The organism is Nocardioides sp. Iso805N, from assembly GCF_000364605.1.
In the GTDB taxonomy this organism is placed as follows: domain Bacteria; phylum Actinomycetota; class Actinomycetes; order Propionibacteriales; family Nocardioidaceae; genus Nocardioides.
In genome coordinates this window covers 240,481-262,593 of sequence record NZ_KB822578.1, presented here as the reverse complement: position 1 = coordinate 262,593, position 22,113 = coordinate 240,481, and the positions used below count along the sequence as shown (strand labels likewise).

General features: G+C 69.4%; 20 protein-coding genes. 6 read left to right on the top strand and 14 right to left on the bottom strand.

The features are described 5' to 3' along the window. The first annotated feature begins 15 nt into the window (after positions 1–15). Positions 16–1,176, top strand: coding sequence for a P-loop NTPase (locus H036_RS0111065; protein WP_017934850.1), 1,161 nt, complete (start codon positions 16–18; stop codon positions 1,174–1,176). Positions 1,177–1,180: 4 nt separating this feature from the next. Beyond that, entirely contained in the window at positions 1,181–1,513 is a 333-nt protein-coding gene (locus H036_RS0111060) for a sec-independent translocase (RefSeq protein ID WP_017934849.1), read from the top strand. Positions 1,514–1,545: 32 nt separating this feature from the next. Here H036_RS0111060 and H036_RS0111055 read toward each other — a convergent pair whose 3' ends face one another. Continuing rightward, positions 1,546–2,079 carry a hypothetical protein gene (locus H036_RS0111055; RefSeq protein WP_017934848.1) on the bottom strand — a complete coding sequence of 178 codons (534 nt, stop codon included), beginning with the start codon at positions 2,077–2,079 and terminating at the stop codon, positions 1,546–1,548. A gap of 18 nt (positions 2,080–2,097) precedes the next feature. On the opposite strand from H036_RS0111055, the gene H036_RS22585 reads away from it, so the two are divergent. After that, complete coding sequence (locus H036_RS22585) at positions 2,098–2,643, top strand: phosphatase PAP2 family protein (protein WP_017934847.1); 546 nt, start codon at positions 2,098–2,100, stop codon at positions 2,641–2,643. A gap of 412 nt (positions 2,644–3,055) precedes the next feature. Continuing rightward, positions 3,056–4,288, top strand: coding sequence for an HNH endonuclease signature motif containing protein (locus H036_RS24415; protein WP_232421849.1), 1,233 nt, complete (start codon positions 3,056–3,058; stop codon positions 4,286–4,288). A 28-nt stretch (positions 4,289–4,316) separates the two neighbouring features. Here the strand turns inward: H036_RS24415 and H036_RS0111040 are convergent, their stop codons facing one another. Then, a complete protein-coding gene (locus H036_RS0111040) occupies positions 4,317–5,057 on the bottom strand; it encodes a YwaF family protein (protein WP_017934845.1) in 741 nt (246 codons plus the stop codon). 136 nt (positions 5,058–5,193) lie between these two features. On the opposite strand from H036_RS0111040, the gene H036_RS0111035 reads away from it, so the two are divergent. After that, positions 5,194–5,844, top strand: a complete 651-nt coding sequence (locus H036_RS0111035; protein ID WP_026145956.1) for a hypothetical protein — start codon at positions 5,194–5,196, stop codon at positions 5,842–5,844. Positions 5,845–5,888: 44 nt separating this feature from the next. After that, positions 5,889–6,449, top strand: a complete 561-nt coding sequence (locus H036_RS24410) for an Rv3235 family protein (RefSeq protein ID WP_051068662.1) — start codon at positions 5,889–5,891, stop codon at positions 6,447–6,449. Positions 6,450–6,509: 60 nt separating this feature from the next. Here the strand turns inward: H036_RS24410 and secA are convergent, their stop codons facing one another. The 12 genes from secA to H036_RS0110970 form a co-directional block, all read right to left on the bottom strand. Further along, entirely contained in the window at positions 6,510–9,347 is a 2,838-nt protein-coding gene (gene secA / locus H036_RS0111025) for a preprotein translocase subunit SecA (protein ID WP_017934844.1), read from the bottom strand. 46 nt (positions 9,348–9,393) lie between these two features. Then, on the bottom strand, positions 9,394–10,587 hold the full coding sequence (locus tag H036_RS0111020; protein ID WP_017934843.1) for a winged helix-turn-helix domain-containing protein: 1,194 nt from the start codon (positions 10,585–10,587) through the stop codon (positions 9,394–9,396). 96 nt (positions 10,588–10,683) lie between these two features. Further along, positions 10,684–11,364, bottom strand: a complete 681-nt coding sequence (locus H036_RS0111015; RefSeq protein WP_017934842.1) for a response regulator — start codon at positions 11,362–11,364, stop codon at positions 10,684–10,686. Between the two features lie 132 nt (positions 11,365–11,496). Then, entirely contained in the window at positions 11,497–12,117 is a 621-nt protein-coding gene (gene hpf, locus H036_RS0111010) for a ribosome hibernation-promoting factor, HPF/YfiA family (RefSeq protein WP_017934841.1), read from the bottom strand. A 317-nt stretch (positions 12,118–12,434) separates the two neighbouring features. Next, positions 12,435–13,199, bottom strand: a complete 765-nt coding sequence (locus H036_RS0111005; RefSeq protein ID WP_232421848.1) for a ComF family protein — start codon at positions 13,197–13,199, stop codon at positions 12,435–12,437. A 66-nt stretch (positions 13,200–13,265) separates the two neighbouring features. Next, a complete protein-coding gene (locus H036_RS0111000; RefSeq protein WP_017934839.1) occupies positions 13,266–14,993 on the bottom strand; it encodes an LpqB family beta-propeller domain-containing protein in 1,728 nt (575 codons plus the stop codon). Then, complete coding sequence (gene mtrB / locus H036_RS22570; RefSeq protein WP_017934838.1) at positions 14,990–16,645, bottom strand: MtrAB system histidine kinase MtrB; 1,656 nt, start codon at positions 16,643–16,645, stop codon at positions 14,990–14,992. The genes H036_RS0111000 and mtrB overlap by 4 nt, the downstream gene beginning before the upstream one ends. Positions 16,646–16,655: 10 nt before the next feature. Then, entirely contained in the window at positions 16,656–17,357 is a 702-nt protein-coding gene (gene mtrA, locus H036_RS0110990) for an MtrAB system response regulator MtrA (protein ID WP_017934837.1), read from the bottom strand. A gap of 64 nt (positions 17,358–17,421) precedes the next feature. After that, positions 17,422–18,864, bottom strand: coding sequence for an adenosylhomocysteinase (ahcY, locus tag H036_RS0110985; RefSeq protein WP_017934836.1), 1,443 nt, complete (start codon positions 18,862–18,864; stop codon positions 17,422–17,424). A gap of 125 nt (positions 18,865–18,989) precedes the next feature. Continuing rightward, positions 18,990–19,892, bottom strand: a complete 903-nt coding sequence (locus H036_RS0110980) for a DUF808 domain-containing protein (RefSeq protein ID WP_017934835.1) — start codon at positions 19,890–19,892, stop codon at positions 18,990–18,992. Positions 19,893–19,917: 25 nt separating this feature from the next. Then, positions 19,918–20,964, bottom strand: a complete 1,047-nt coding sequence (locus H036_RS0110975) for an acyltransferase family protein (protein WP_017934834.1) — start codon at positions 20,962–20,964, stop codon at positions 19,918–19,920. A gap of 97 nt (positions 20,965–21,061) precedes the next feature. Then, positions 21,062–22,111: an SIS domain-containing protein gene (locus H036_RS0110970; protein ID WP_017934833.1), complete on the bottom strand. Its 1,050-nt coding sequence runs from the start codon at positions 22,109–22,111 to the stop codon at positions 21,062–21,064. Between the last annotated feature and the right edge of the window lie 2 nt (positions 22,112–22,113).

The window sequence follows — 22,113 nt, the reverse complement described above, 5'->3', positions numbered from 1 at the left end:
GGCTACGCCGTACCCTTGGTCACCGTGAGCACCCTCCTCGACCAGGTCAACGCTGCGCTGGCCACCGTGAACGACCCGGAGATCAAGCGCCCGATCACCGAGCTCGGGATGGTGGAGTCGGTCGACGTCTCCGATACCGGTGTCGTGAGCACGAAGGTGCTCCTCACCGTTGCCGGCTGCCCGCTCAAGGACACCATCAACCGTGACGTCACCACTGCCGTCTCCAGGGTGCCCGGCGTCACCGACGTGGTGATCGAGCTGGGCGTGATGAGCGATGAGCAGCGCACCGAGATGCGCAACTCTCTCACCGGCGGTGCGGCCCAGCGCGAGATCCCCTTCGCCCAGCCAGGCTCGCTGACAAAGGTCTTCGCGATCGCCTCCGGCAAGGGCGGCGTGGGCAAGTCCTCGACCACGGTGAACCTGGCCGTCGCGATGGCGACGCAGGGCCTCAAGGTCGGCCTGGTCGATGCCGATATCTACGGCCATTCGATCCCGGCGATGCTCGGCGTGGCCGACTCGCGGCCGACGCAGGTCGACGACCTGATCATGCCCGTCCCGACCGCCTCCGGTGTCTCGGTCATCTCCATCGGCATGCTCAAGCCTCGGCGCGACCAGGTCGTCGCCTGGCGCGGCCCGATGCTCGACCGCGCGCTGCGCCAGATGCTCGCCGATGTCTACTGGGGCGACCTGGACGTGCTGCTCCTCGACCTGCCGCCGGGCACAGGCGACATCGCCATCTCACTCGGCCAGCACCTGCCCAATGCTGAGATCCTCGTGGTGACCACCCCGCAGGAGGCTGCCGCGGAGGTCGCCGAGCGGGCCGGCACGATGGCGGAGATGATGCATCAGCGCGTCGTCGGCGTGGTCGAGAACATGTCCTACCTGCCCTGTCCGCACTGCGGTGACGAGCACCGCATCGAGATCTTTGGCTCCGGTGGCGGCGCGCGGGTCGCCGACACGCTCTCGCAGCGCTTCGGCACACCGGTCCCGCTGCTCGGGCAGATCCCACTGGACACCTCGCTGCGCGAGGGCGGCGACGTCGGCAAGCCGATCGTCGAGTCCGACCCGACGGCGACGGCGGCCGTCGTCCTGACCGATATCGCGACCCGGCTCGCCGGCCGCGGTCGGGGCCTTGCTGGCCTGCAGCTCGGCCTCACTCCCTCGAACAAGTTCTGAGCCGATGTTCGGGATCGGCTTCCCCGAGCTGCTGGTGATCGCCTTCGTGGCGGTGCTGGTCTTCGGCCCGGACAAGCTTCCTGAGCTCGCCCGTCAGGCCGCAGCACTCGTACGCCGCGGCCGCGCGATCGCCAACACCGTCCGCGACGAGCTGCGTGACGAGCTCGGCCCGGAGTACGCCGACCTCGAGCTCACCGATCTCGACCCGCGCCGCTTCGTGGCGCGCCAGGTCCGCGAGGCGGTCCTCGCCGCCGACGCCGCCGAGGCGGCGGCCGGTCCCGAGCTGCCGCCGCTCGGTGCCGGCGAGCTGCCGCCGTACGACCTCGACGCGACGTGACGCCGCACGGCCGCGCGCCGGGCTAGGCAGCCTCAGTCGCGACGCTGCACCGCAGCCAGCGCAGCGAACGCCACGAGGGCAAGGCGTCCGGCGTCGTACACCTCGACGAAGTCGGCACCCACCCTGCGCAGCTCGCCCTCGTGGCGGGTGCCGTCGAGCAGGTGCAGCACGCAGCGCTCGCCGCCCTCCGCCAGGCGACGCAGGGCGCTGCCGAGGCCCAGTCGAGCCACAGCCTCCCAGGCCACCGCCGGCACCGCGCGCTCGGATGCGCCGACGACGCCGGTGATCGCAGCCTCCCGGATGACCCAGTCCCGTTCCGGACCGGTGCGCAGCAGGAGCCAGCCGGTCGCGACACGCTCCAAGGTCCCTCGCAGCAGCCCGACGCCGTACACGCCGACGCTCAGCTCGCTCCCGACACTCGCCATCAGGCGAGCGGCCAGCGTGACCTGCTGATACTCGGCCCGACTCCGGTCGGCGATCTCGGCCGCGCGATCATCGGCGAACGCAGCCGATGCTTGCGACTCGAGATCGTCGAAGAGCGCGAAGAGCTCCTCCTCCCAAGACATACCTGACAGCCTAAGGACGTGGACCTCGACCTGCGACTGCTCCAGTGGATCGCGTCGCATCGCACCGATGCGCTCACCGATGTCGCCCGCACGATCATGGCCGGCGGGGGCTCTCGTGCACTCGGGCTGGGCCTGGTCGTGATCTTCGTGCTCGGCATCGCCATCGACCAGGTCGGTGCGGTGTGGATCGCGATCGTGGCGGGCGGTACCGCCAGCGCGGTCGCCACAGCGTTCAAGGCACTCGCAGACCGTCCTCGCCCACCTGCCGATCTCGCGCTGGTGACGACGACGGGGACATCGATGCCCTCCACGATCGCGGCCCTGACCGCCGGCGCCGCGATCGCACTCCTGGTGACATTGCGCTGGCCCACCCGAGCCGTACGCCGCATCGCCGTAGCGTCCCTCTGCCTCGTCGTCGCCGTGGTGGGGGCAGCCATGATCTACCTAGGCGCACACTGGCTCAGCGACGTACTCGTCGGCTGGGTGCTGGGTGCGGCGACAGCGCTGGCGTTCGGCCTTCCGTTCGCTCGGATCCGTCTGCGGGGTCGAGACGTCAGTTCCTGACGCTCGAGACGTCACTTTCTGCGGGTTGAGGGGTCAGTTTCTGCGGGTTGAGGGGTCAGCTTCGGCGGGTTGAGGGGTCAGCTTCGGCGGGTTGAGGCGCCCCGGCCGCCGAGCCACGCCCGCCGAGCTTGTCGAGGCGCCCCGCGCACGTCGAGCAACGCCCGCCGAGCCTGTCGAGGCGCCCCCAGGTGGCAGGGCGGCTGAGACAAACGAAAGACGTGGGCCAGTCCCAGCGTGGTCACGTGTCTTGGCCGGGTTGGGTGCCTTCGTATCGGTTGCGTCGGGCCACCACGCTTGTGATCAGGTACGGCGAAGAATTGGCGTGCCGCGTCCTCGAAAGAGGGTTGTGCGGCCTCATCTGAGTTGATATCGTTCGAATACGTGTTCGAAGCGATTCTCACGGGTGGTGACCATGCATCAGATCCAGACCACAGTGGTCGCGATCGATGCCGCCCTGAGTCAGGCTGCGGATGCGAATCCGATCTTCCTCTCCACCACCGACAAAACCGCCGCGCTGCTCGCACTGACACGGCTGGAAGCACAGCTCGCCGAGCTGCGGCTGCGGGTGATGGCCGCCAGCCAGGACGTCGCTGAGGAGATCGGCGCGCGTGACGTGGCGTCCTGGCTGGTCGCACAAGAGGTCGCCGACAGCCGCCCGGCACATGCTGCGCTGGCCCTGGCGCGCGGCCTGGAGCAGCGGCCGGTGGTACGCGCCGCCTTGGCCGACGGTCGGTTCGGCGTGGAGCATGCCCGCGTCATCCTCGGCGGAATCGCGGCGCTGCCCGAGGACCTACCCACCGATGTCGTCGCCCGGGCCGAGGCACACCTGTGCGACCTCGCCACCCAGCACCGCCCCAAGGACCTGCGCCACCTCGCATCGCACCTCCTCGAGGTCGTCGCCCCAGAGATCGCCGAGGCAGCAGAAGCAGAAGCCATCCACCGACTCGAAGAAGCCGCACACGCCAAAGCCAGCCTGACGATCAGCGACCACGGCGACGGCATGACCCGCATCCACGCGCTCGTGCCCGAAGCCGTCGGCGAACGCCTCCGCACCCTGCTCGAGGCGTTCGCCCAGCCCCGGGTCGCCGCCCTAGAAGCCGACGGCAAAGTGCGCCCCCGCAACCGGCTCTTCGCCGACGCCTTCGCCCAACTCCTCGAATGCGTGAACGGCGACGGCGTCCCCGCCCACGGCGGGGACGCCACCGCCGTGATCGTGACCATCCCCCTGGACCAGCTGCGCAGCGAGCTCGGCACCGCCCAACTCGGCGACACCAACGTCCCCGCCGGAGAAGCACGGCGACTGGCCTGCACCGCCGCGATCATCCCCTACGTGCTGGGCGGAAGATCCGAACCCCTCGACCTCGGCCGAGCCCGACGCCTCTTCTCACCCGCCCAACACAAAGCCCTCAAGATCCGCGACCGGCACTGCCGCGCCGAGGGCTGCACCGTCCCCGCGACCTGGTGCGACGCCCACCACGAAAATCCCTGGAGTCTGGGAGGCCCGACGGATCTGACCAACGCCGCCCTCCTCTGCGGCCACCACCACCGACGCGCCCACGACCCCACCTACGAAACCATCAGACTCGCCAACGGCGACTACCGCTACCGCCGCAGGACCACGACGCTCCTCCACCACCGCCGGTGAGTCACTTCGTGCAGTCGTCCTTGCGCCGTCAGACCCGGGGAAGGCTGCCCGCACCGGTAGCGGCCGCGCGGGCACGCGCCCGCTCCCACGGCAGCGTGAAGACCACAGCCCACAAGGTGAGCAGGATCGCCATCGCTCCGAGGACGTACCAGGGCCACGGTCCGAGCAGATCAAGCGGGGTGGACGTGGATGGAGTCTCGACCAGGTATCCGTAGTTGGTGCCCATGACGACGTTGAAGACGTAGGCCACCACCGCCCACCCGAGGACCGCCACCACCGTCGTTCGGTAGAGACGCCAGGTCGGCCGGATTCCGAGGCCCCAGACGAGATACACCGCTGCCCACACGACGAAGATGTGGCGCGCCCAGAACCCGAACCAGCGCGGATCCGGGAAGGGCTGGGTGAGGGCAGGTGTGATCACCGCCGCCAGGGTCAGCGAGAGACCGACGTAGTAGGTGAAGGCCGAGGTCCGCAGCCCTCTGGTCCATAGCGCGTAGGCGGCGGTGTAGTCGGCAAGGTCGGAGAGCTGGAGAGGCCAGGAGTTGCGCACGTCCCTGACGCCGGGAGTGAGCCAGTAGATCTGCATCCCCACAGTGACCAGCAGACCCACGGATGCGAATCCGCGGCGCGCCATGACTTCTTGAGATGTGCCGCGGTGGCTCCGACCCCACCAGATGGCCACCACCACGCCCACGGCGGTGATCAGCATCAGCACGTAGTGCTGCGCCGAGAACGCGTGGAAGCGGTCCGCGGTGAGTGGAGTGACCACTGCCTCAGGATGCAGCAGCCGTCACCGCGTGACCATCCCCGGAGCCTAGCCTTTCCACAATTCAACTCATCCTGTTGACAACAGATCGTACGAGAGTTCAGATAGGCAAACCAACGCAAACGCAAGGAATCTCGGGATGAATACTTCACAGCGCAGCGTCGCTCTTCGAGCGACCGCACTCGCGGTCGCCAGCACGGCCACCCTGCTCGGTCTGCTCGTCTCCCTCGGCCGGACGATCGATCTCGATCCCGGCCAACAGTTCGCGGCCCTGCTCGCCCAGTGGAGTGCCGTCGTGCTGCTCGGGTGCGCCGGCTGGGCCTGGCTCCTCACCAGCCTCGTGCTCGCCGAGGCCATCCGCATGCCGAGTGGGCAGCCATTGCAGCCATTGCAGCCGCAGCGCCGCGGCATCCCCACGGCGTACCGACGCCTTGTTCTGGGCGCCTGTGGTCTGGCCCTCTCCGCCGGCGCGGCGACGCCCGCCCTGGCAACACCCGGGCCGGTGCATCTGGGTCCGCAACCCGCCGTGACCGCTGCTCCGTCGGCCCAGGCGCGCGCGCCGATGCATCTGCGGGCGCCCGTCCCTGATGTCGCCGACGCCGACGCCATCGTGGTCCACGCCGGCGACTCGCTGTGGCGGCTCACCGCCGATCGACTCCCACGCGACGCCGACGATGCCACCATCGAGCACGCCTGGCGGCGCCTCTACGCGGCCAACAGCGAGCTGATCGGCGCCGATCCCGATCACGTCGAGCCGGGCCAGCGACTCGCCCGACCGCAAGGCTGGTGAGTGAGATGACCGAGCCGGACAGAGTCGTTCGACTCCCCCGCCGCGTGCCGATCGCGGAAGTGCAGGGCACGCTCGCGCTCGACCTCCAACCCCGGCAGGCGCCGCCCTCTGGGCTGCCGCGCACCACCTGGATGACCTATGGCGCCGGCGATCCTGCAGACGGCAGCAGAAACACGGCCGGCATGTCGCCCAGAGCCACGCAGAACGGCGGTGACGACGAGGCCGACGTCGTACCCATCGATCGCGCGGAGCGCCACGAGCGCCACGAGCTCGACGGGTGGGTGAGCAGGTTCGCCCAGGCAGCGGTGGAGATCGTCGGGGGCGACCGCCCGGTCACGCAATTGCTTCGCTGGACCAGCGCCGGGGTCTATGCCGAGCTCGAGCGGCGCGCACTCCTGGTCGCCCGTGCCGGCCACCATCAGCCGGGACAGGGGCGGGTGCAACCGGTCCGGCCCAAGGTCGTCAGTGCAAGGTCGTCCTTCATCACGCCCGGCGTCGTCGAGGCCAGCATCCACATCCGGTACGGCGCCAGGTCCCGCGCGCTGGCGGCTCGCTTCGAGGCGCGACACACCCGATGGGTGTGCACCGCGCTGGAGTGGGCCTGAGACGCCAGACGCCACGAGGGCCCAGCCGATCCGATCGGCTGGGCCCTCGTGGTCTGCGGATCAGCGGCCGACCGCTCCGTGGCACTGCTTGAACTTCTTGCCCGAGCCACACGGGCACTGCTCGTTGCGACCGACGCCTGCGTAGGGGTCGACCTTCGGCAGGCCCTGCGTCACGACGGCGGCCGCGCCGTCCTCGGCCGGAGCGCTGTAGCTCAGCTGCTGCGGCGCGTTCGGACGCTCCAGGCCCTTGGCGCGGAACTGCGGCGCCATCATCGCCTCGGCCTCGGCCTCGGCGTCGGTGGCGTGGTCGTGTTCGACCTCGTCGTCCACGTCCTCCAGCTCGTCGTCCTCGCCGCCGCCGTCCGGCAGACCGGTGATGGTGAGGTGCTGGTGGTCGCCGTGCTCCTCGACCTCGACCTCGAGGTTGAACAGGAACCCGACGGACTCCTCCTTGATGCCGTCCATCATGGTGGCGAACATCTCGAAGCCCTCCTTCTGGTACTCGACCAGAGGATCGCGCTGGCTGTAGGCGCGCAGGTAGATGCCCTCGCGGAGATAGTCCATCTCGTAGAGGTGCTCACGCCACTTGCGGTCGAGCACCGAGAGCAGCACCTGCCGCTCCAGCTCGCGCATGATCTCCTCGCCGACCTGTTCCTCGCGGCGGTCATAGGCGGCCTGGGCGTCCTCCTTGAGCGCGGCGATGATCTCGTCGCGATCCAGGTTGGCCTTCTCGCCGACCTCCTCGATGAGGGTCTCAGGTCCGAACGAGACCGGCCAGATCTGGCGCAGGTCGGTCCAGAGCTGGTCGAGATCCCACTCCTCGGCGAAGTCCTGGGTCGCACCTGTGACGATGCCGGTGACGGTGTCGTCGAGGAAGGCGCGGACCTGCTCCTCGATGTCTCGGCCGGCCAGCACCTCGCGGCGCTCGGCATAGATGACCTTGCGCTGCCGGTCCATCACGTCGTCGTACTTGAGGACGTTCTTGCGGGACTCGAAGTTCTGCGACTCCACCTGCGCCTGCGCCGAGGCGATGGCGTTGGTGACGCGCTTGTTCTCGATCGGTACGTCGTCCGGAATCTTCAGCATCACCAGGATGCGATCGACCCAGTCGGACTTGAACAGCCGCATGAGCTCGTCCTGGAGCGAGAGGTAGAAGCGCGACTCGCCCGGGTCGCCCTGGCGGCCCGAACGACCACGCAGCTGGTTGTCGATGCGGCGGGACTCGTGCCGCTCGGTGCCGATGACGTAGAGGCCACCGAGGTCGGTGACGTCCTCGTGCTCGGCGGCGACGCGCTCCTTGAAGGAGTCGACGGTCGCCTGCCATGCCTCCTGGTAGGCCTCGGCGTTCTCGCCGACCGGCTCCAGGCCGCGCTTGCGCAGCTCTTGGTCGGCGAGGAACTCCACCGAGCCACCGAGCATGATGTCGGTGCCTCGGCCGGCCATGTTGGTGGCGACGGTGACGGCGCCCTTGTGCCCCGCGAGAGCGACGATCTTGGCCTCGTCCGCGTGGAACTTGGCGTTGAGCACCGTGTGCGCCACGCCGCGCTGGCGCAGCTTGTGACCGAGATACTCCGACTTCTCCACGGACACGGTGCCGACCAGCACCGGCTGGCCCTTGGCGTGCCGCTCGACGATGTCCTCGACGACGGCGTCGTACTTGGCCTCCTCCGTCCGGTAGACGAGGTCGGCCTGATCGATGCGCGCGGCCGGCATGTTGGTCGGGATCGGGACCACGCCGAGGCCGTAGATCTTGTCGAACTCGCTCGCCTCGGTCATGGCGGTACCGGTCATGCCGGAGAGCTTGTCGTACATGCGGAAGTAGTTCTGCAGGGTGATGGTCGCGAGGGTCTGGTACTCCTCCTTGACCTCCACCCCCTCCTTCGCCTCGATCGCCTGGTGCAGGCCGTCGTTGTAGCGACGGCCGGACAGGATGCGGCCGGTGTGCTCATCGACGATCAGCACCTCGCCGTCCTGGACGACGTACTCCTTGTCGCGGCGGAACAGCTCCTTGGCCTTAATGGAGTTGTTCATGAAGGAGATCAGCGGGGTGTTCACGCTGTCGTAGAGGTTCTCGATGCCGAGCGCGTCCTCGACGATGGTGATGCCGTCCTCGAGCACCGAGATGGTGCGCTTCTTCTCGTCGACCTCGTAGTGCAGGTCGATCTGCATGTTGGCCGCGATCCGAGCGAACTCGTCATACCACTTCACGTCGTCCTCGGTGGGACCACTGATGATCAGCGGCGTGCGCGCCTCGTCGATCAGGATCGAGTCGACCTCGTCGACCACGGCGAAGAAGTGTCCGCGCTGCACGAGGTCGTCGATCGACCCCGCCATGTTGTCGCGCAGGTAGTCGAAGCCGAGCTCGTTGTTGGTGGCGTAGGTGATGTCGCAGTTGTAGGCCTCGCGTCGGGCCGGCGGGTCCAGGTCGGGCGTGATCACGCCGACGGTGAGGCCCAGCCAGTGATAGACACGACCCATCTGCTCGGACTGGTAGGTCGCCAGGTAGTCGTTCACGGTGACGACGTGGACGCCCTCGCCGGAGATGGCGTTCAGGTACGCCGGAAGCGTGGCGACGAGGGTCTTGCCCTCACCGGTCTTCATCTCGGCGATGTTGCCGAGGTGGAGCGCCGCGCCACCCATGATCTGGACGTCGAAGTGACGCATGCCGAGGACGCGACGCGCGGCCTCGCGCACGGTTGCGAACGCCTCCGGCATGAGGTCGTCGAGACGCTCGCCGTTGGCGTAGCGCTCCCGGAACTCCGCCGTCATGGCCTGGAGCTCCTCGTCGGTCATCTTCTCGAACTCGGGCTCGAGAGCGTTGACCTGCTTGGCGACCACTTCCAGCTGGCGCAGGATCTTTCCTTCGCCGATGCGGAGGATCTTGTCGAGAATGGCCACGAGGGCTGGCTCCTTGTGTCAGGACGAAGCTATGAGCGCGCTCACTCTACCCGCGCGCCAATGCTACGAGGGCCGGAGTCAGGTCTCCGCGCTGCTCGATGACGATGTCGTCGAGCCCGAGCCACCCCGACAGCCGCTCCAGCTCGGCCCGAAGATGCTCGGCGGTCTCGGTCGGAGCGCCCGGCTCGGCGTACGCGGACTTCACGATCAGGCGACGCGCAGGCCTGTCCGCCTTGAGGTCGACCCGCCCCACGATCCGGTCGCCGAGCAGGAACGGCAGCACGTAGTAGCCGTGCACCCGCTTGGCGGCCGGCGTGTAGATCTCGATGCGGTAGAGGAAGTCGAACAGGGCCTCGGTGCGGGCCCGCTCCCACACCACCGGGTCGAACGGGCTGAGCAGCGCCCGCGCCTGCACTCGGCGGGGCAGGCGCGCATCGCGATGCAGGTACGCCGGGCGCCGCCAACCCTCGACGGTCACCGGCTCCAGCTCCCCATCCTCCACCAGGCTCGCCACCGCGCGAGCGGTGTCCGCGACGCTCATCCGGTAGTAGTCGCGCAGGTCGGCGACGGTGGCGACGCCGTGGGACCGCGCCGCCCGCCGGACCAGCTCACGGTGCGCCTCGTCGGGCGTCGGCGTCGGGCGGGCCAGGATCTCGGCCGGGATGACGCGCTCAGGCAGGTCGTAGAGCACCTCGAACTGGCTGTTGCGGCCGGCGATCGCCAGGTCGCCGGTGGTGTAGAGCCAGTCCAGCACCCGGCGGGCGTTCGACCAGTTCCACCCCCAGTGCTCCTTGACGCGCGGCAGGCCCGCGTCGAGCTCGCGCGCCGTGGAGGCGCCCCGCTCCTTGATCTCCTCGACCAGGCTCTCCTCGAGGCCGGGTTCGGCCTCGACGATCGACCACTTGCCGCGGCGGTCACGGTAGTGCTGCATCCGATGCTGCATCACCGGCCACAGCTCGACCGGCATGAACGCCTGCACGTGCGCCCAGTACTCGACCAGGCGGCGCTTGGGGCCGGTCGAGGCCCGCCTCAGCAGGTCGATGTCGTAGCTGCCCATCCGGGAGTAGAGCGGCATGTAGTGGGCGCGCTGCAGCACGTTGACGCTGTCCACTTGCAGCACCCCGGTGCGCTCGACGGTGCGCTGCAGCGTGCGCATCGTGGGCGTTTCGTGAGCAGGGTCGAGGAAGCCCTGAGCCGCGAGGGCGATCCGGCGTGCCTGGGCGAGTGAGAGCGACTCCACGGAGGACACCTTAGACACGGTCGAGAGGTCAGTTTCCGCGGGTTGAATGTCCAGCTCGCTGGACACTCAACCCGCGGAAACTGACCTCTCGACTGCTCACGGGATGTCGAGCAGCTTCTCCCGGACGGCGTACATGACGGCCTCCATCCGCGAGTGCAGCTGGAGCTTCTCCAAGATGTTGCGAACGTGGTTCTTGACCGTGTTCTCGGAGATGAACAGCTGCTTGGCGACCTCGCGGTTGTTCAACCCCCGGGCGACCAGCCGAAGCACCTCGAGCTCACGCTCGGTCAGGCGCAGGCCGCCGGGGCTCTCACGCTCAGGCCGCGACATCTGCTTGAACTCGTCGATCAGCTTGACCGCCATCGAGGGGCTGATCAGCGACTGGCCGTCGGCGACGACGCGAACCGCCTGCGAGACCTCCTCGATCGAGGAGTCCTTGAGCAGGTAGCCGGATGCACCGGACTTGACCGCCTCGTAGAGGTCGGCCTCCTCGTCGGAGACGGTGAGCATGATGATCTTGGCCGACGGCACGACCTGCTTGATCGTGGAGCACGCCTCCAGGCCGGATCGCTTGGGCATCCGGATGTCGAGCAGGACGACGTCGGGCGCGACCGACTCGGCGAGCGCCGTCCCCTCGTCTCCGTCGCCGGCCTCGCCGACGACCTCGATCCCGGGCTCCGCGCCGAGCAGCATGGTCAGGCCGCGCCGGAACAGCTCCTGATCGTCGACGACGAGGACCCGTACCGGCTCGGCATTCGGGGCGGTGGTGGTGGGCACAACCGAATCATGGCACGACTCAGCCATACCTACCCCCCGAGCGGGCCGGTTCGGACACGGTAACGGGGTGGTCCGTCCGGACCACCCCGTTGCCGTCGATGCCACCTGTTCGGACTAGGTCCGAACCTGGGGCTAGGCCTCCACGGCCAGATCGAGGGTGATGACGCCGTAGTCGTAGCCGCGGCGCCGGTAGACGACCGAGGGTCGCTCGGTCTCCTTGTCCACGAACAGGAAGAAGTCGTGGCCGACCAGCTCCATCTCGTACAGCGCCTGATCCAAGGTCATCGGCGCTGCCGTGTGCGCCTTCTCGCGCACCACCAAAGGACCATCGCCGAGCACCGAGATCGGTCCGACCTTGCGCTCCAGCGAGTCCTCGTCGACCTCGTCGGTCTCCTCGACCGGGACATCGGCGAGCGCCTGCCCGACGGATACCGGCGCATGGCGGCCGCGATGGACGCGGCGACGGTCGGCCGCCTTGCGCATCTGCGAGGCCATCTTGTCCAGTGCGAGGTCGAGGGCACCCATCTTGTCCTCGGCGCATGCCTCGGCCCGGATCACCGGGCCCTTGGAGAAAGCGGTCAGCTCCACGTGTACAGCGCCCTTGTGCTGACGCGGATTGGGTTCGCAATCGACCTCGACGTGCACCCTGATGATGCGATGGTCGTGCTTCTCCAACCGGGTCAGCTTCTCCGAGACGTGTGCGCGGTAGCGATCCGTGATCTCGCAGTTGCGAGCCGTGACGACAACTTCCATGTGAACCTCCTGTAGCCCGACGTCATGTCGGTTTGGGTGAGGAGAGGAGTCCGTCCGGCCGACCTGGTCTTCGACCCCACAATCGCCTGCTGAGGCTTCCGCAGCTTCTCTGCCACTACCGGCCTTCTCCCGTACGCCGTCGTATCTGACGATGGCCACGAGGCAGGACTTACGTCTAAGCCGCACCGTGATCCCCCGTTGCCGGGGTTACGTGGACCGCTTTGCCTGCGACTGGCATCGGCTAGTCGCTCGCGCACCCGGAGACCGGGCGCCTGAACGACGCAACCACGGACCCGGACGGACTCCATACACAGACGTTAGTTCCCTTGGACGCCTGGCGAAAGTTTTCCACGCGGATGCACCGGCAAAGTCCTGCGAACGGTCGCCGCCACCGCGGCGATCCCGACGATCGGCAGACCGACATCAGCCAGCGCTCGCTGCGCCTCGCGTGCGGTAGCGCCGGTGGTGATCACGTCGTCGCACAGTACGACGAGGGCAGCGGGGTGCGTGCGGGCGAGCCGACGCAACCCACCCGCGGGGCAGGTCAGGGCACCGGCCAGGTTGGCGGCCCGACCGCTCGCATCCAGGCCCGCTTGGTCCTGCAGACCGACACGCGTGCGCAGCAGCGGCACCACGGGAATCGGCCGAGCGGCCGCGGCCCGACCAACCTCATCGCCCTCGAGGACGCGAGCCGCCCGGGTGGCGAGCGCGCGGGTGCTGTCGAAGCCGCGGGCGCGCACGCTGCTGCGCCGCGACGGCACGGGGACCAGCACCACAGGCGATCCCGGCGCGGTCCCCGCGATCAGCCGGCCGACGGCCAGCGCCAGCAGGTCACCCAGAGGACGGCTCAGCCCGAGCAGCTGCCGCTCCTTGAGCCCGAGGACCATCGCCTTGACGAGGCCCTCATAGGGAGCGGTGGCCGCCGCCCGGGCCAGGCCGGACGGGCACGGGACCGGCCGGGTGTCGTAGGCGGTCGTCGGCAGAGCGGCGGCACACCGCGGGCAGAGCATCCGGCCGGCCGTGCCACAGCCCAGGCAGACGGCCCCGAGGATCAGGTCGGCGTAGGCGTCGCGCAGGCTCACCCGACCGATCAGATCAGCACCGGGCGGCTCGGACAACGCTCGATTCCGGAGCTGTGGACAAGCGGGTCAGCCGACGTACCCGAGGGCGGTGACGGGCCCCGGGAGCGCCGTGGACCCGGTATCACCGGACAGGTCGACGAGGCTGCCGGAGGAGACGCCGTAGAGGGTGTCGCTGGCGAGCGGCGAGGCGGCCAGTGCGCGCAGCCGGTCGCCCACGGTGAGCGTGACCGCAGGGAAGCCCGAGACAGCGCCGTCCACCGAGAGCGTGCGGATCAGCGCTGTGCCGGAGAGCTGCTGCAGCGTCACCACCGACGTCGGAGAGTGCCAGCCGATGTCGCGGATCCGCGCGCCCTCACCCAGGTCGGAGATGACCTGGGTACCGACCGCACCCAGCACCCTGCCCTGGTCACTGCTCCGGATCCGGCTGACCACGACCTCGTCGCCGTCGTTGTGCCGCACCAGTGCTATCAGCCGCGAGCCGTCGCGCGACACCAGGAACCGTCGTACGTCCTGCCCCGTCACCCCTGGTACGACGACGCGTCGCATCCGCTTGCCGTCGCTGACGTGCACGACGGCTCCCTCGGAGGTGCGGTCGACATCCCACAGCCGGTCGGCGAAGTCCCACGCCGGCCGCAGCAGGTCCGTCCCGGTCATGCGCACCGTGGCCGTCGCGCCCTCCTCCAGCGAGCCGCTGCGCAGCTCGCGACCGTCCGCCGTCACGCCCGCGCCCTGAGCGGCGTCGAGCGAGACGGCCATCGTCCGCAGTGCGGGCTTGCCGCTGCCGAGCGGGCCAGGCAGCGGATCGAGCTTGTCGGACGTGGCGTCGACCCCAGCACCGGCCGCGATCCCGAAGAGGCGACTGCTGCTGGCGTAGCCGGCAGGGTCGTACTGCGCGCCGGTGTCGACGGCGATGACGCCGTTGCTGGTCTGGTCCACCGGCCGGCCCCCGATCGAGAGCCGGATCGCCTGGATGCTGTCGTCCTGCCGCAGCGTCCAGGCGAGCTGCGCACTCATCAGGTGAACGGCATGGTCGCTCTGCTGTCCGAGGTCGCCCTTCAGGTCGACACTCGCGACACCGTTGCGGTCGACCGGTACCGAGAGTCCGGCGCTGACACCCGTCGGCAGGAAGGTGCGCACCACACCGGTCAGCGCATCGCTCGGGCCCGCGAGGAGGCCGCGCACCAGCGTGGTGGCCAGCTGCTCGCCGCGCGGCACGAACACGGGCTCGGGCACCAGGATGCGCCCGCTCGGATCGAAGTAGTAGAGCGAGACCTGGGTGAAGCGGGCGTCGAACCACGACTGCGGCACGATCAGGGCGTTCGGTGCCGAGGAGATCCGCCACTCCCCCTTCTCCTGGACCATCGCGAAGTGCAGCTGCGAGTCGGCCATCCCCGCGGCTCCGCGCCAGACGCCCTGCTCGTCGAGGTGGTTGGCGTCGCTGAGGTCGACGCTGACGATCTTGGAGCCGTGCGGTGGTGTGAGGTCGTTGTAGGTGACTGTCTCGCGCTGCGGGTCCCAGGCGTCGGCGAACTCGGCGGAGAGGAACTCCCGCGCCGTCGACGTCTGCACCGGCGTCGCCTGCATCGCGTCGAGGAAGCCCTGCACGATCTCGGTCGGCGAGGCGCCCGCCTGCGGGCCGCGCGGCGTGATCGCGAAACCGCCGTCCGGTGTCGGCGTGCTGACGTGCGCGATCTTCACCACCGGCCCCGAGGTCGGCATCGAGGCGCAGGCGGTGAGCACCAGCGCGAAGGCCGTCATCAGCACCGTCAGCAGGGAGCGACGCCGCGGACTCATTCCTCCACCTCCGAGACAGCCGAGGGCGGAGGCGGGGGCGGTGTGACCTCGTGCGGAGCATCGTGCGGCACCAGCGGGATGGGGCTGCGGCGCAGCGGCGCGCCCACCCGGCGCGGCAGGGTCAGGCGGAACTGAGCGCCCTCACCGAGGCGCCCCCAGGCCTGCAGCCAGCCGCCGTGCAGATGGGTGTCCTCCAACGAGATCGACAGACCGAGCCCGGTGCCGCCCGTCGAGCGGGCGCGTGCGGGATCGGCACGCCAGAACCTGTTGAACACCATCGCCGCCTCACCGGGCGCCAGCCCGACACCATGGTCGCGCACCGCGATAGCGGCGCTGTGCTCGTCGCCGCCGACGTACACGTCGACATGGTCGGACTCCCCGGCGTGGTCGATCGCGTTGGCGACCAGATTGCGCACGATCCGCTCCACCCGTCGTACGTCGGCCTCGGCCAGGCACGGATGGGCGGGCGCGTGCACGCTCAGCTGCACGTGCCGCTGGTCGGCCAGCGGCCGGGAGGCATCCACGACCCGATGCGCCACATCGACCAGGTTGACGTTGTCGGTCTCCAGCACCGCCGCGCCGGCGTCGAAGCGGCTGATCTCCAGCAGGTCGACGAGCAGGCCCTCGAACCTGTCGAGCTCGCTCTGCAACAGCTCGGCCGCCCGACCGGTCGCCGGATCGAAGCTGTCGCGCGCATCGTGCAGGACGTCACTGGCCATCCGCACCGTGGTCAGCGGCGTGCGCAGCTCGTGCGAGACGTCGGCGGTGAAGCGGCGCTGGACGCGGGAGAGGTCCTCGAGCTGGCGGATCTGGTTCTGCAGCACGCTGGCCATCTGGTTGAACGAGAGCGCCAGCCGGGCGAGGTCGTCCTCGCCGGTCACCCGCAGCCGCTCCTGGAGGTGCCCGGCCGCGAGCCGCTCGGCGACCTGGCGGGCCATCCTGATCGGGGTCACCACCTGGCGCGCCACCAACCAGGCGACCGCGCCCACGAGCAGGACCAGCAGCACGGCCGCGGCCAGCATCGCCCGGACCACCAGGTGCAGGGTGTCCTGCTCGTCCTCGAGCGGGAAGAGGAGGTAGAGCGTGTAGGTCTGGCCGTCGGCCGGCAGCTCGACCTGTGAGCCCACCACGATCCCAGGTACGGCGCTGGGGGCCCCGCCGCTCTGCTGGTTGCGGATCACGGTGTAGGTCCACGCGGTGCTGGCCTGCGGGTCGGTGAAGTGCCGCTCCAGCGACGTCGGGACGCTCGTGATGTCGAGCGAGGGTGAGAACTCGGCACCGCCGTCGGCGATCCGGCCGCTGCTCGAACCCGTGACCGGGCCGGCGAGCACCACCTCGAAGCCGCGGGTCAGGCCGCGCTGGATGATCGGCTCTACCAGGTCGCGCCGCTGGCCCGAGGCGTCCACGTCGATACCGGAGGCGGCGCTGAGCCGCGTCCGGGCGTCCTGCACCTCGCTGGCGGCCTCGGCCGTGACCAGCGAGACGCGATGGTCGAGCAGGCCCGAGCGCGTCTGCTGCAGGAGGAACCAGCCGACCACGCCGACAGCGACGACCGAGAGCAGCACGGTGGTGACGACGACGCGCGCCTGGATCGAGCGGCGCCAGAAGGTCCAGCCATGGCGCAGAGCGCCTCTCCCGCGGGGGCGGAGCATGTCGATGGTCCTAGGGCTTGCCGGCCTTGTAGCCGACGCCACGCACGGTCACCACGATCTCCGGGTTCTCCGGGTCGTGCTCGACCTTGGAGCGCAACCGCTGCACATGCACGTTGACCAGCCGGGTGTCGGCGGCGTGGCGGTAGCCCCAGACCTGCTCCAGGAGCACCTCACGGGAGAACACCTGGTTCGGCTTGCGGGCCAGGCAGACCAGGAGGTCGAACTCCAGCGGGGTGAGGCTGATCGGCGTACCGTCGCGAGCCACCTGGTGGCCGGCCACATCGATGGCGAGGTCGCCGATGGTCAGCGGCTCGGACTCCTGGGCGTCGAAGCGCCGCACCCGTGCCCGGATGCGCGCGATGAGCTCCTTCGGCTTGAAGGGCTTGACGACGTAGTCGTCAGCGCCCGACTCCAGGCCCCGGACCACATCGGTGGTGTCGCCCTTGGCCGTCAGCATGACGATCGGGACGCCGGACTCGCGCCGGATCTGCTTGCAGACCTCGATGCCGTCCGTGCCGGGGAGCATCAGGTCCAGCAGCACCACGTCGGGGCGGTAACGGTGGAACGACTCGAGCGCGTGGTCGCCGCGGTGCACGGTAGCCGTCTCGAACCCCTCCTGCCGCAGCACGATGGAGAGCATCTCGGCAAGGGAGGCGTCGTCGTCCACGACGAGGACGCGGCTCTTGGAGATCTGCTCGCCCAACGCACTCATGGAGGTGATTGTGCACTAACGCTGGCTAGCGGCGCCCAGCGTTGGTGCTGGGCGCCGCCAAGCGTCAGTAGCGGTAGTGCTCCGGCTTGTACGGGCCCCCGACAGGGACGCCGATGTAGTCGGCCTGCACCTGGGTCAGCTCGGTCAGCTCGACGCCGAGGGCGTCGAGGTGGAGGCGGGCGACCTCCTCGTCGAGGTGCTTGGGCAGCACGTAGACGCCGACCTCGTACTCGTCGGTCTTGGTGAAGAGCTCGATCTGGGCGAGCACCTGGTTGGTGAAGGAGTTCGACATCACGAACGACGGGTGACCGGTGGCGTTGCCCAGGTTGAGCAGACGACCCTCGGACAGCACGATGATCTTCTTGCCGTCGGCGAAGATCCACTGGTGGACCTGGGGCTTGATCTCGTCCTTGACGATGCCCGAGATCTTGGCCAGGCCGGCCATGTCGATCTCGTTGTCGAAGTGGCCGATGTTGCCCACGATCGCCTGGTGCTTCATCCGCTCGAAGTGCTCGGTGCGGATGATGTCGAAGTTGCCCGTGGTGGTGACGAAGATGTCCGCCGTGTCGACGACCGACTCGAGGCGCTTGACCTCGTAGCCGTCCATCGCCGCCTGCAGCGCGCAGATCGGGTCGATCTCGGTGACGATGACGCGGGCGCCCTGGCCGCGCAGCGACTCCGCACAGCCCTTGCCGACGTCGCCGTAGCCGCACACGACCGCGACCTTGCCGCCGATCATCACGTCGGTGGCGCGGTTGATGCCGTCGATGAGCGAGTGGCGGCAGCCGTACTTGTTGTCGAACTTCGACTTGGTGACCGAGTCGTTGACGTTGATCGCCGGGAAGAGCAGCGAGCCCTCCTTGAACCGCTCGTAGAGGCGGTGCACACCGGTGGTCGTCTCCTCGGAGACGCCCTTGATGTCGTTGGCGATCGCGGTCCAGCGACCCGTGCTGTTGCCGAGGGAGCGCGCGAGGACCCGGAGGACCTCCTTGTACTCCTCGTTGTCGGTCGTGTCCTGACCGGGCACCGCGCCGGCCTTCTCGAACTCGACGCCCAGGTGGACGAGCATCGTGATGTCGCCACCGTCGTCCAGAAGGATGTTCGGACCGACGGCGTTGCCGGCCTCGTCGGTGAAGTCGAAGACCTTCTCCGCGAGGTCCCAGTACTCGGCCAGGGTCTCGCCCTTCCAGGCGAAGACCGGGGTGCCCTGCGGCGCCTCCGGCGTACCGTCGCGGCCGACCACGATCGCCGCGGCGGCGTGGTCCTGGGTCGAGAAGATGTTGCAGGACGCCCAGCGCACGTCGGCGCCGAGCGCGGTCAGCGTCTCGATGAGCACGCCGGTCTGGATCGTCATGTGCAGCGAGCCGGCGATCCGCGCACCGGCGAGCGGCTTGCTCGCGCCGTAGCGCTCGCGCAGTGCCATGAGGCCGGGCATCTCGTGCTCGGCGAGGGTGAGCTCCTTGCGGCCGAACTCGGCCAAGGACAGGTCGGCGACCTTGAAGTCCATCGATGTCTCCTAGGACTCGGATGCGGGTCTGCGTCGCGCATCTGCGCACTCACGGGATCTCCCACGCGGACGAACGCCAGCCTAGATCCCCGAGTGACCCATTTCTCAATCCCCAGACGGCACCCTCATCGCCGACGCCGCGGCAGCAGGTGCAGCACCCCGAGCACCACGCCGCCGACCACGGCGCCGATGATCGCCGAGACGACCGTCTCGACGAGCCAGCCGGCCACCCCGCCGTGCACGGCGTGGACCAGGTGGTGGATCGCGTCATGAGGCGCATGCCAGCCCATGTCATGCAGGCTGTTGATCATGATGTGACCGCCGACCCACAGCATGGCGGCGATGCCCACGACCGAGATCGTCTCGAGCAGCTTCGGCATGGCGGAGACCAGCCCGTGGCCGACCCGCTGGGCGAGCCTCGAGCGGCGCTGGGTGAGCGCGAGGCCGGCGTCGTCCATCTTCACGATCAGGCCCACCACGCCGTAGACGCCGATGGTCAGGGCGATCGCGACCACGATCAGGATCACCAGCCGCGACCAGAACGACTCGTCGGCGACCTGGTCCAGCGCGATCAGCATGATCTCGGTCGACAGGATCAGGTCGGTGCGCACGGCGCCCGCCACCAGGTCCTTCTCCGAGGCCGGGTCCTGACCGAGACCGTGGGCCTCCTGGCCGCACAGCCGCTCCCACACCTTCTCGGCGCCCTCGTAGGCCAGGTAGCAGCCGCCGACCAGCAGGATCGGCGCCAGCGCCCACTCGGCGAACTGACTGAGCAGCAGCGCCAGCGGGAGGATGATCAGCAGCTTGTTGCGGATCGATCCCCAGGCGATCTTCTTGACGATCGGGATCTCGCGCTCAGCGGTGACGCCCTGGACGTACTGCGGGGTGACGGCGGTGTCGTCGACCACGACGCCGGCAGCTTTCGCCGTCGCCCGGCCCGCGGCAGCACCGACGTCGTCGACACTGGCCGCAGCCAGCTTGGCCAAGGCCGCCACGTCGTCGAGGAGTCCGAAGAGCCCCGCGCTCATCGGACTCCTTGCTCGCTGCGCTCGCTCATGCGGGGACCTTCTCACGTTCCAGCCCATCAGCGTGAACGTGCAGGTCCCGCGCCCGGTCGAACCGGTTCTCGGCATAGGTCAACGGATCGATCGCGCGCTCCAGCCGCGGGGCCAGCCACGGCGAGGCGAGCAGCAACGCCACCACGATCGCCGCCGCGACGGTCACCCACAGGGAGAGGGTGACGTGGTCGGCCGCCCAGTCCGGGAAGCCGGTGTAGCTGACGCCCTTCACCACGAAGCCGTGGCACAGGTAGACGACCAGGCTCGCCGCGCCCATCCGGCTGAACCAGCCCCCACGCGAGGGCACGAGGGCGAGTACGGCGAGGGCCGCCGCCGTACCGACCGCGAGGAGGACGCCGCGGGTGAGCTCGGGCGAGAGCGAGGAGTGCAGGTTCGCGTAGGTCCAGGAGTAGTAGAGCCAGCGCGTCTGGGCCCAGTCGCCGAGCGAGCCTGCCCAGAGCCACACTCCGGCCAGCACCGCCACGGCCGCGACCCGGACCGGCACGGCGCGCAGCCGCTCCGTCGCCTCTGGGGTGGCCACCACGCCGAGCACGAAGAACGGCAGGAACCCGAGGATGCGGCGCACGTCGAGGTAGTCCCACTCGACGAAGCCGCCGACCAGGCTGATCGCGACGGCTACCGGCAGCGCCAGCATGCCCAATCGACGGAACAGCGGTGTCGCGAGCCGCCAGCAGAAGGTCGCCGGCAGGTACCAGAGCGGCCAGTGCGGGGCGATCCACAGGTGGTGGAAGTGCCGCTCTCCGCCGACGATCTCGCGGAAGGCGACCAGGGCCGCCTCCACCAGGACATACGGGATGAGCAGCCCGCGCACCAGCCCCCACAGCCGGCGTGGGCTGTAGCTGAAGTTGCGGCTGAGGTAACCCGTGACGAGCACGAACGCCGGCATGTGCCACAGGTAGAGGAAGTCGTAGAGGTGGTCGTGGAAGCCTCCCCACGGGAGCAGCGTCAGGGAGTGCCCGACCACCACGAGGGCGACGAGCAGCATCTTGGCGTTGTCGAGCCAGGGATCGCGTCGTGACACCCGGTCGTGTGTACCCGGGGAGTCTGTGATTCAAGCAAGAGCGCCTCGGCCACAGGCGGGGCGCTGTAACCGATGTCTCAGTCGGCCCACCGGTCGATCAGTCCTCGACCAGGCCGACGCGCAGGTATTCGGCCGCGTAGCGGCCTTGCAGGAGCAGCGAGGCGTAGCGAGCCATCTGCCCCTCTCCCCCGGAGGAGACGATCTCGACGCGTACGCCACGGGCGTCGGCGACCTCCACCAGGCGGCGACGCTGCTCCACCGACAGCGGCGCCGTGTCGCCGTCGTCGAGCACGAGCAGACCGGGACGCGCCTCCCCGGCGCTCCGCGGCCCTGAGGCCGCCGAGATGTCGAACGGATCGGCGAAGACGTCACGCACTCGCGCCGCCTCCAGGACGGGCAGCAGGTGCTCGGCATCGCCGGCGATCGCGGATCGGCCCATCGCCCGGCGCAGCTCCTCGGCCACCCGGCGCGCCGCACGGGCGGCGTGGGCCGAACCTCCCCACACCACCGGGGTGGTGTCGGCGACAGCGATCGCCAGCGCCTTGGCCGGGTTGATCGCCAGGTCGCGGTACGGCGAGCACGCCACGGCGACCTCGTCCAGAGCGACGGCCACCGCCTCGGCGTCGGTCGCCGGACCGAGCTGGACCTGGTCGAGGAAGGTCAGCATGACGACCGCGAGGGCGAGCGGATCGGCGGTCTCGGCGGGCAGCAGCGTGGTGTCACGACCGGTCGCGTGCTCCCCCACCAGTGACGCGGCGGGACTGGCGACCACGACCTGGGCGCCGCGACGACCGGCCTCGGCGACAGCACCGGCCGCGCCTGGATCGCCACCGTTCGGCGCGAGCACCACGACGAGGTCCAGGGAGCCGACCCAGCCGGGCAACCCCGGCGCCGGCCAGGCAACGAACGGCACCGGGCAGGTGGGCTCGAGCACGACGCGCAGCAACCGGGAGTCGGGTCCGGCTGCGACGACCGCGCGAGGGCGGCCGGCTCCGTCGCGACGGTCGACCGCCTCGGCGACGGCGTCACGGGTGGCGCCGAGCTCGCGGCGTACGCGCGCGCCCGACTCGGCCAGCGCCCGCAGTCGCAGGTCGGCGATGGCCAGCGCCTGCTCGTCGTCGAGTCGGGATTCGTCGAACCACGTCATCG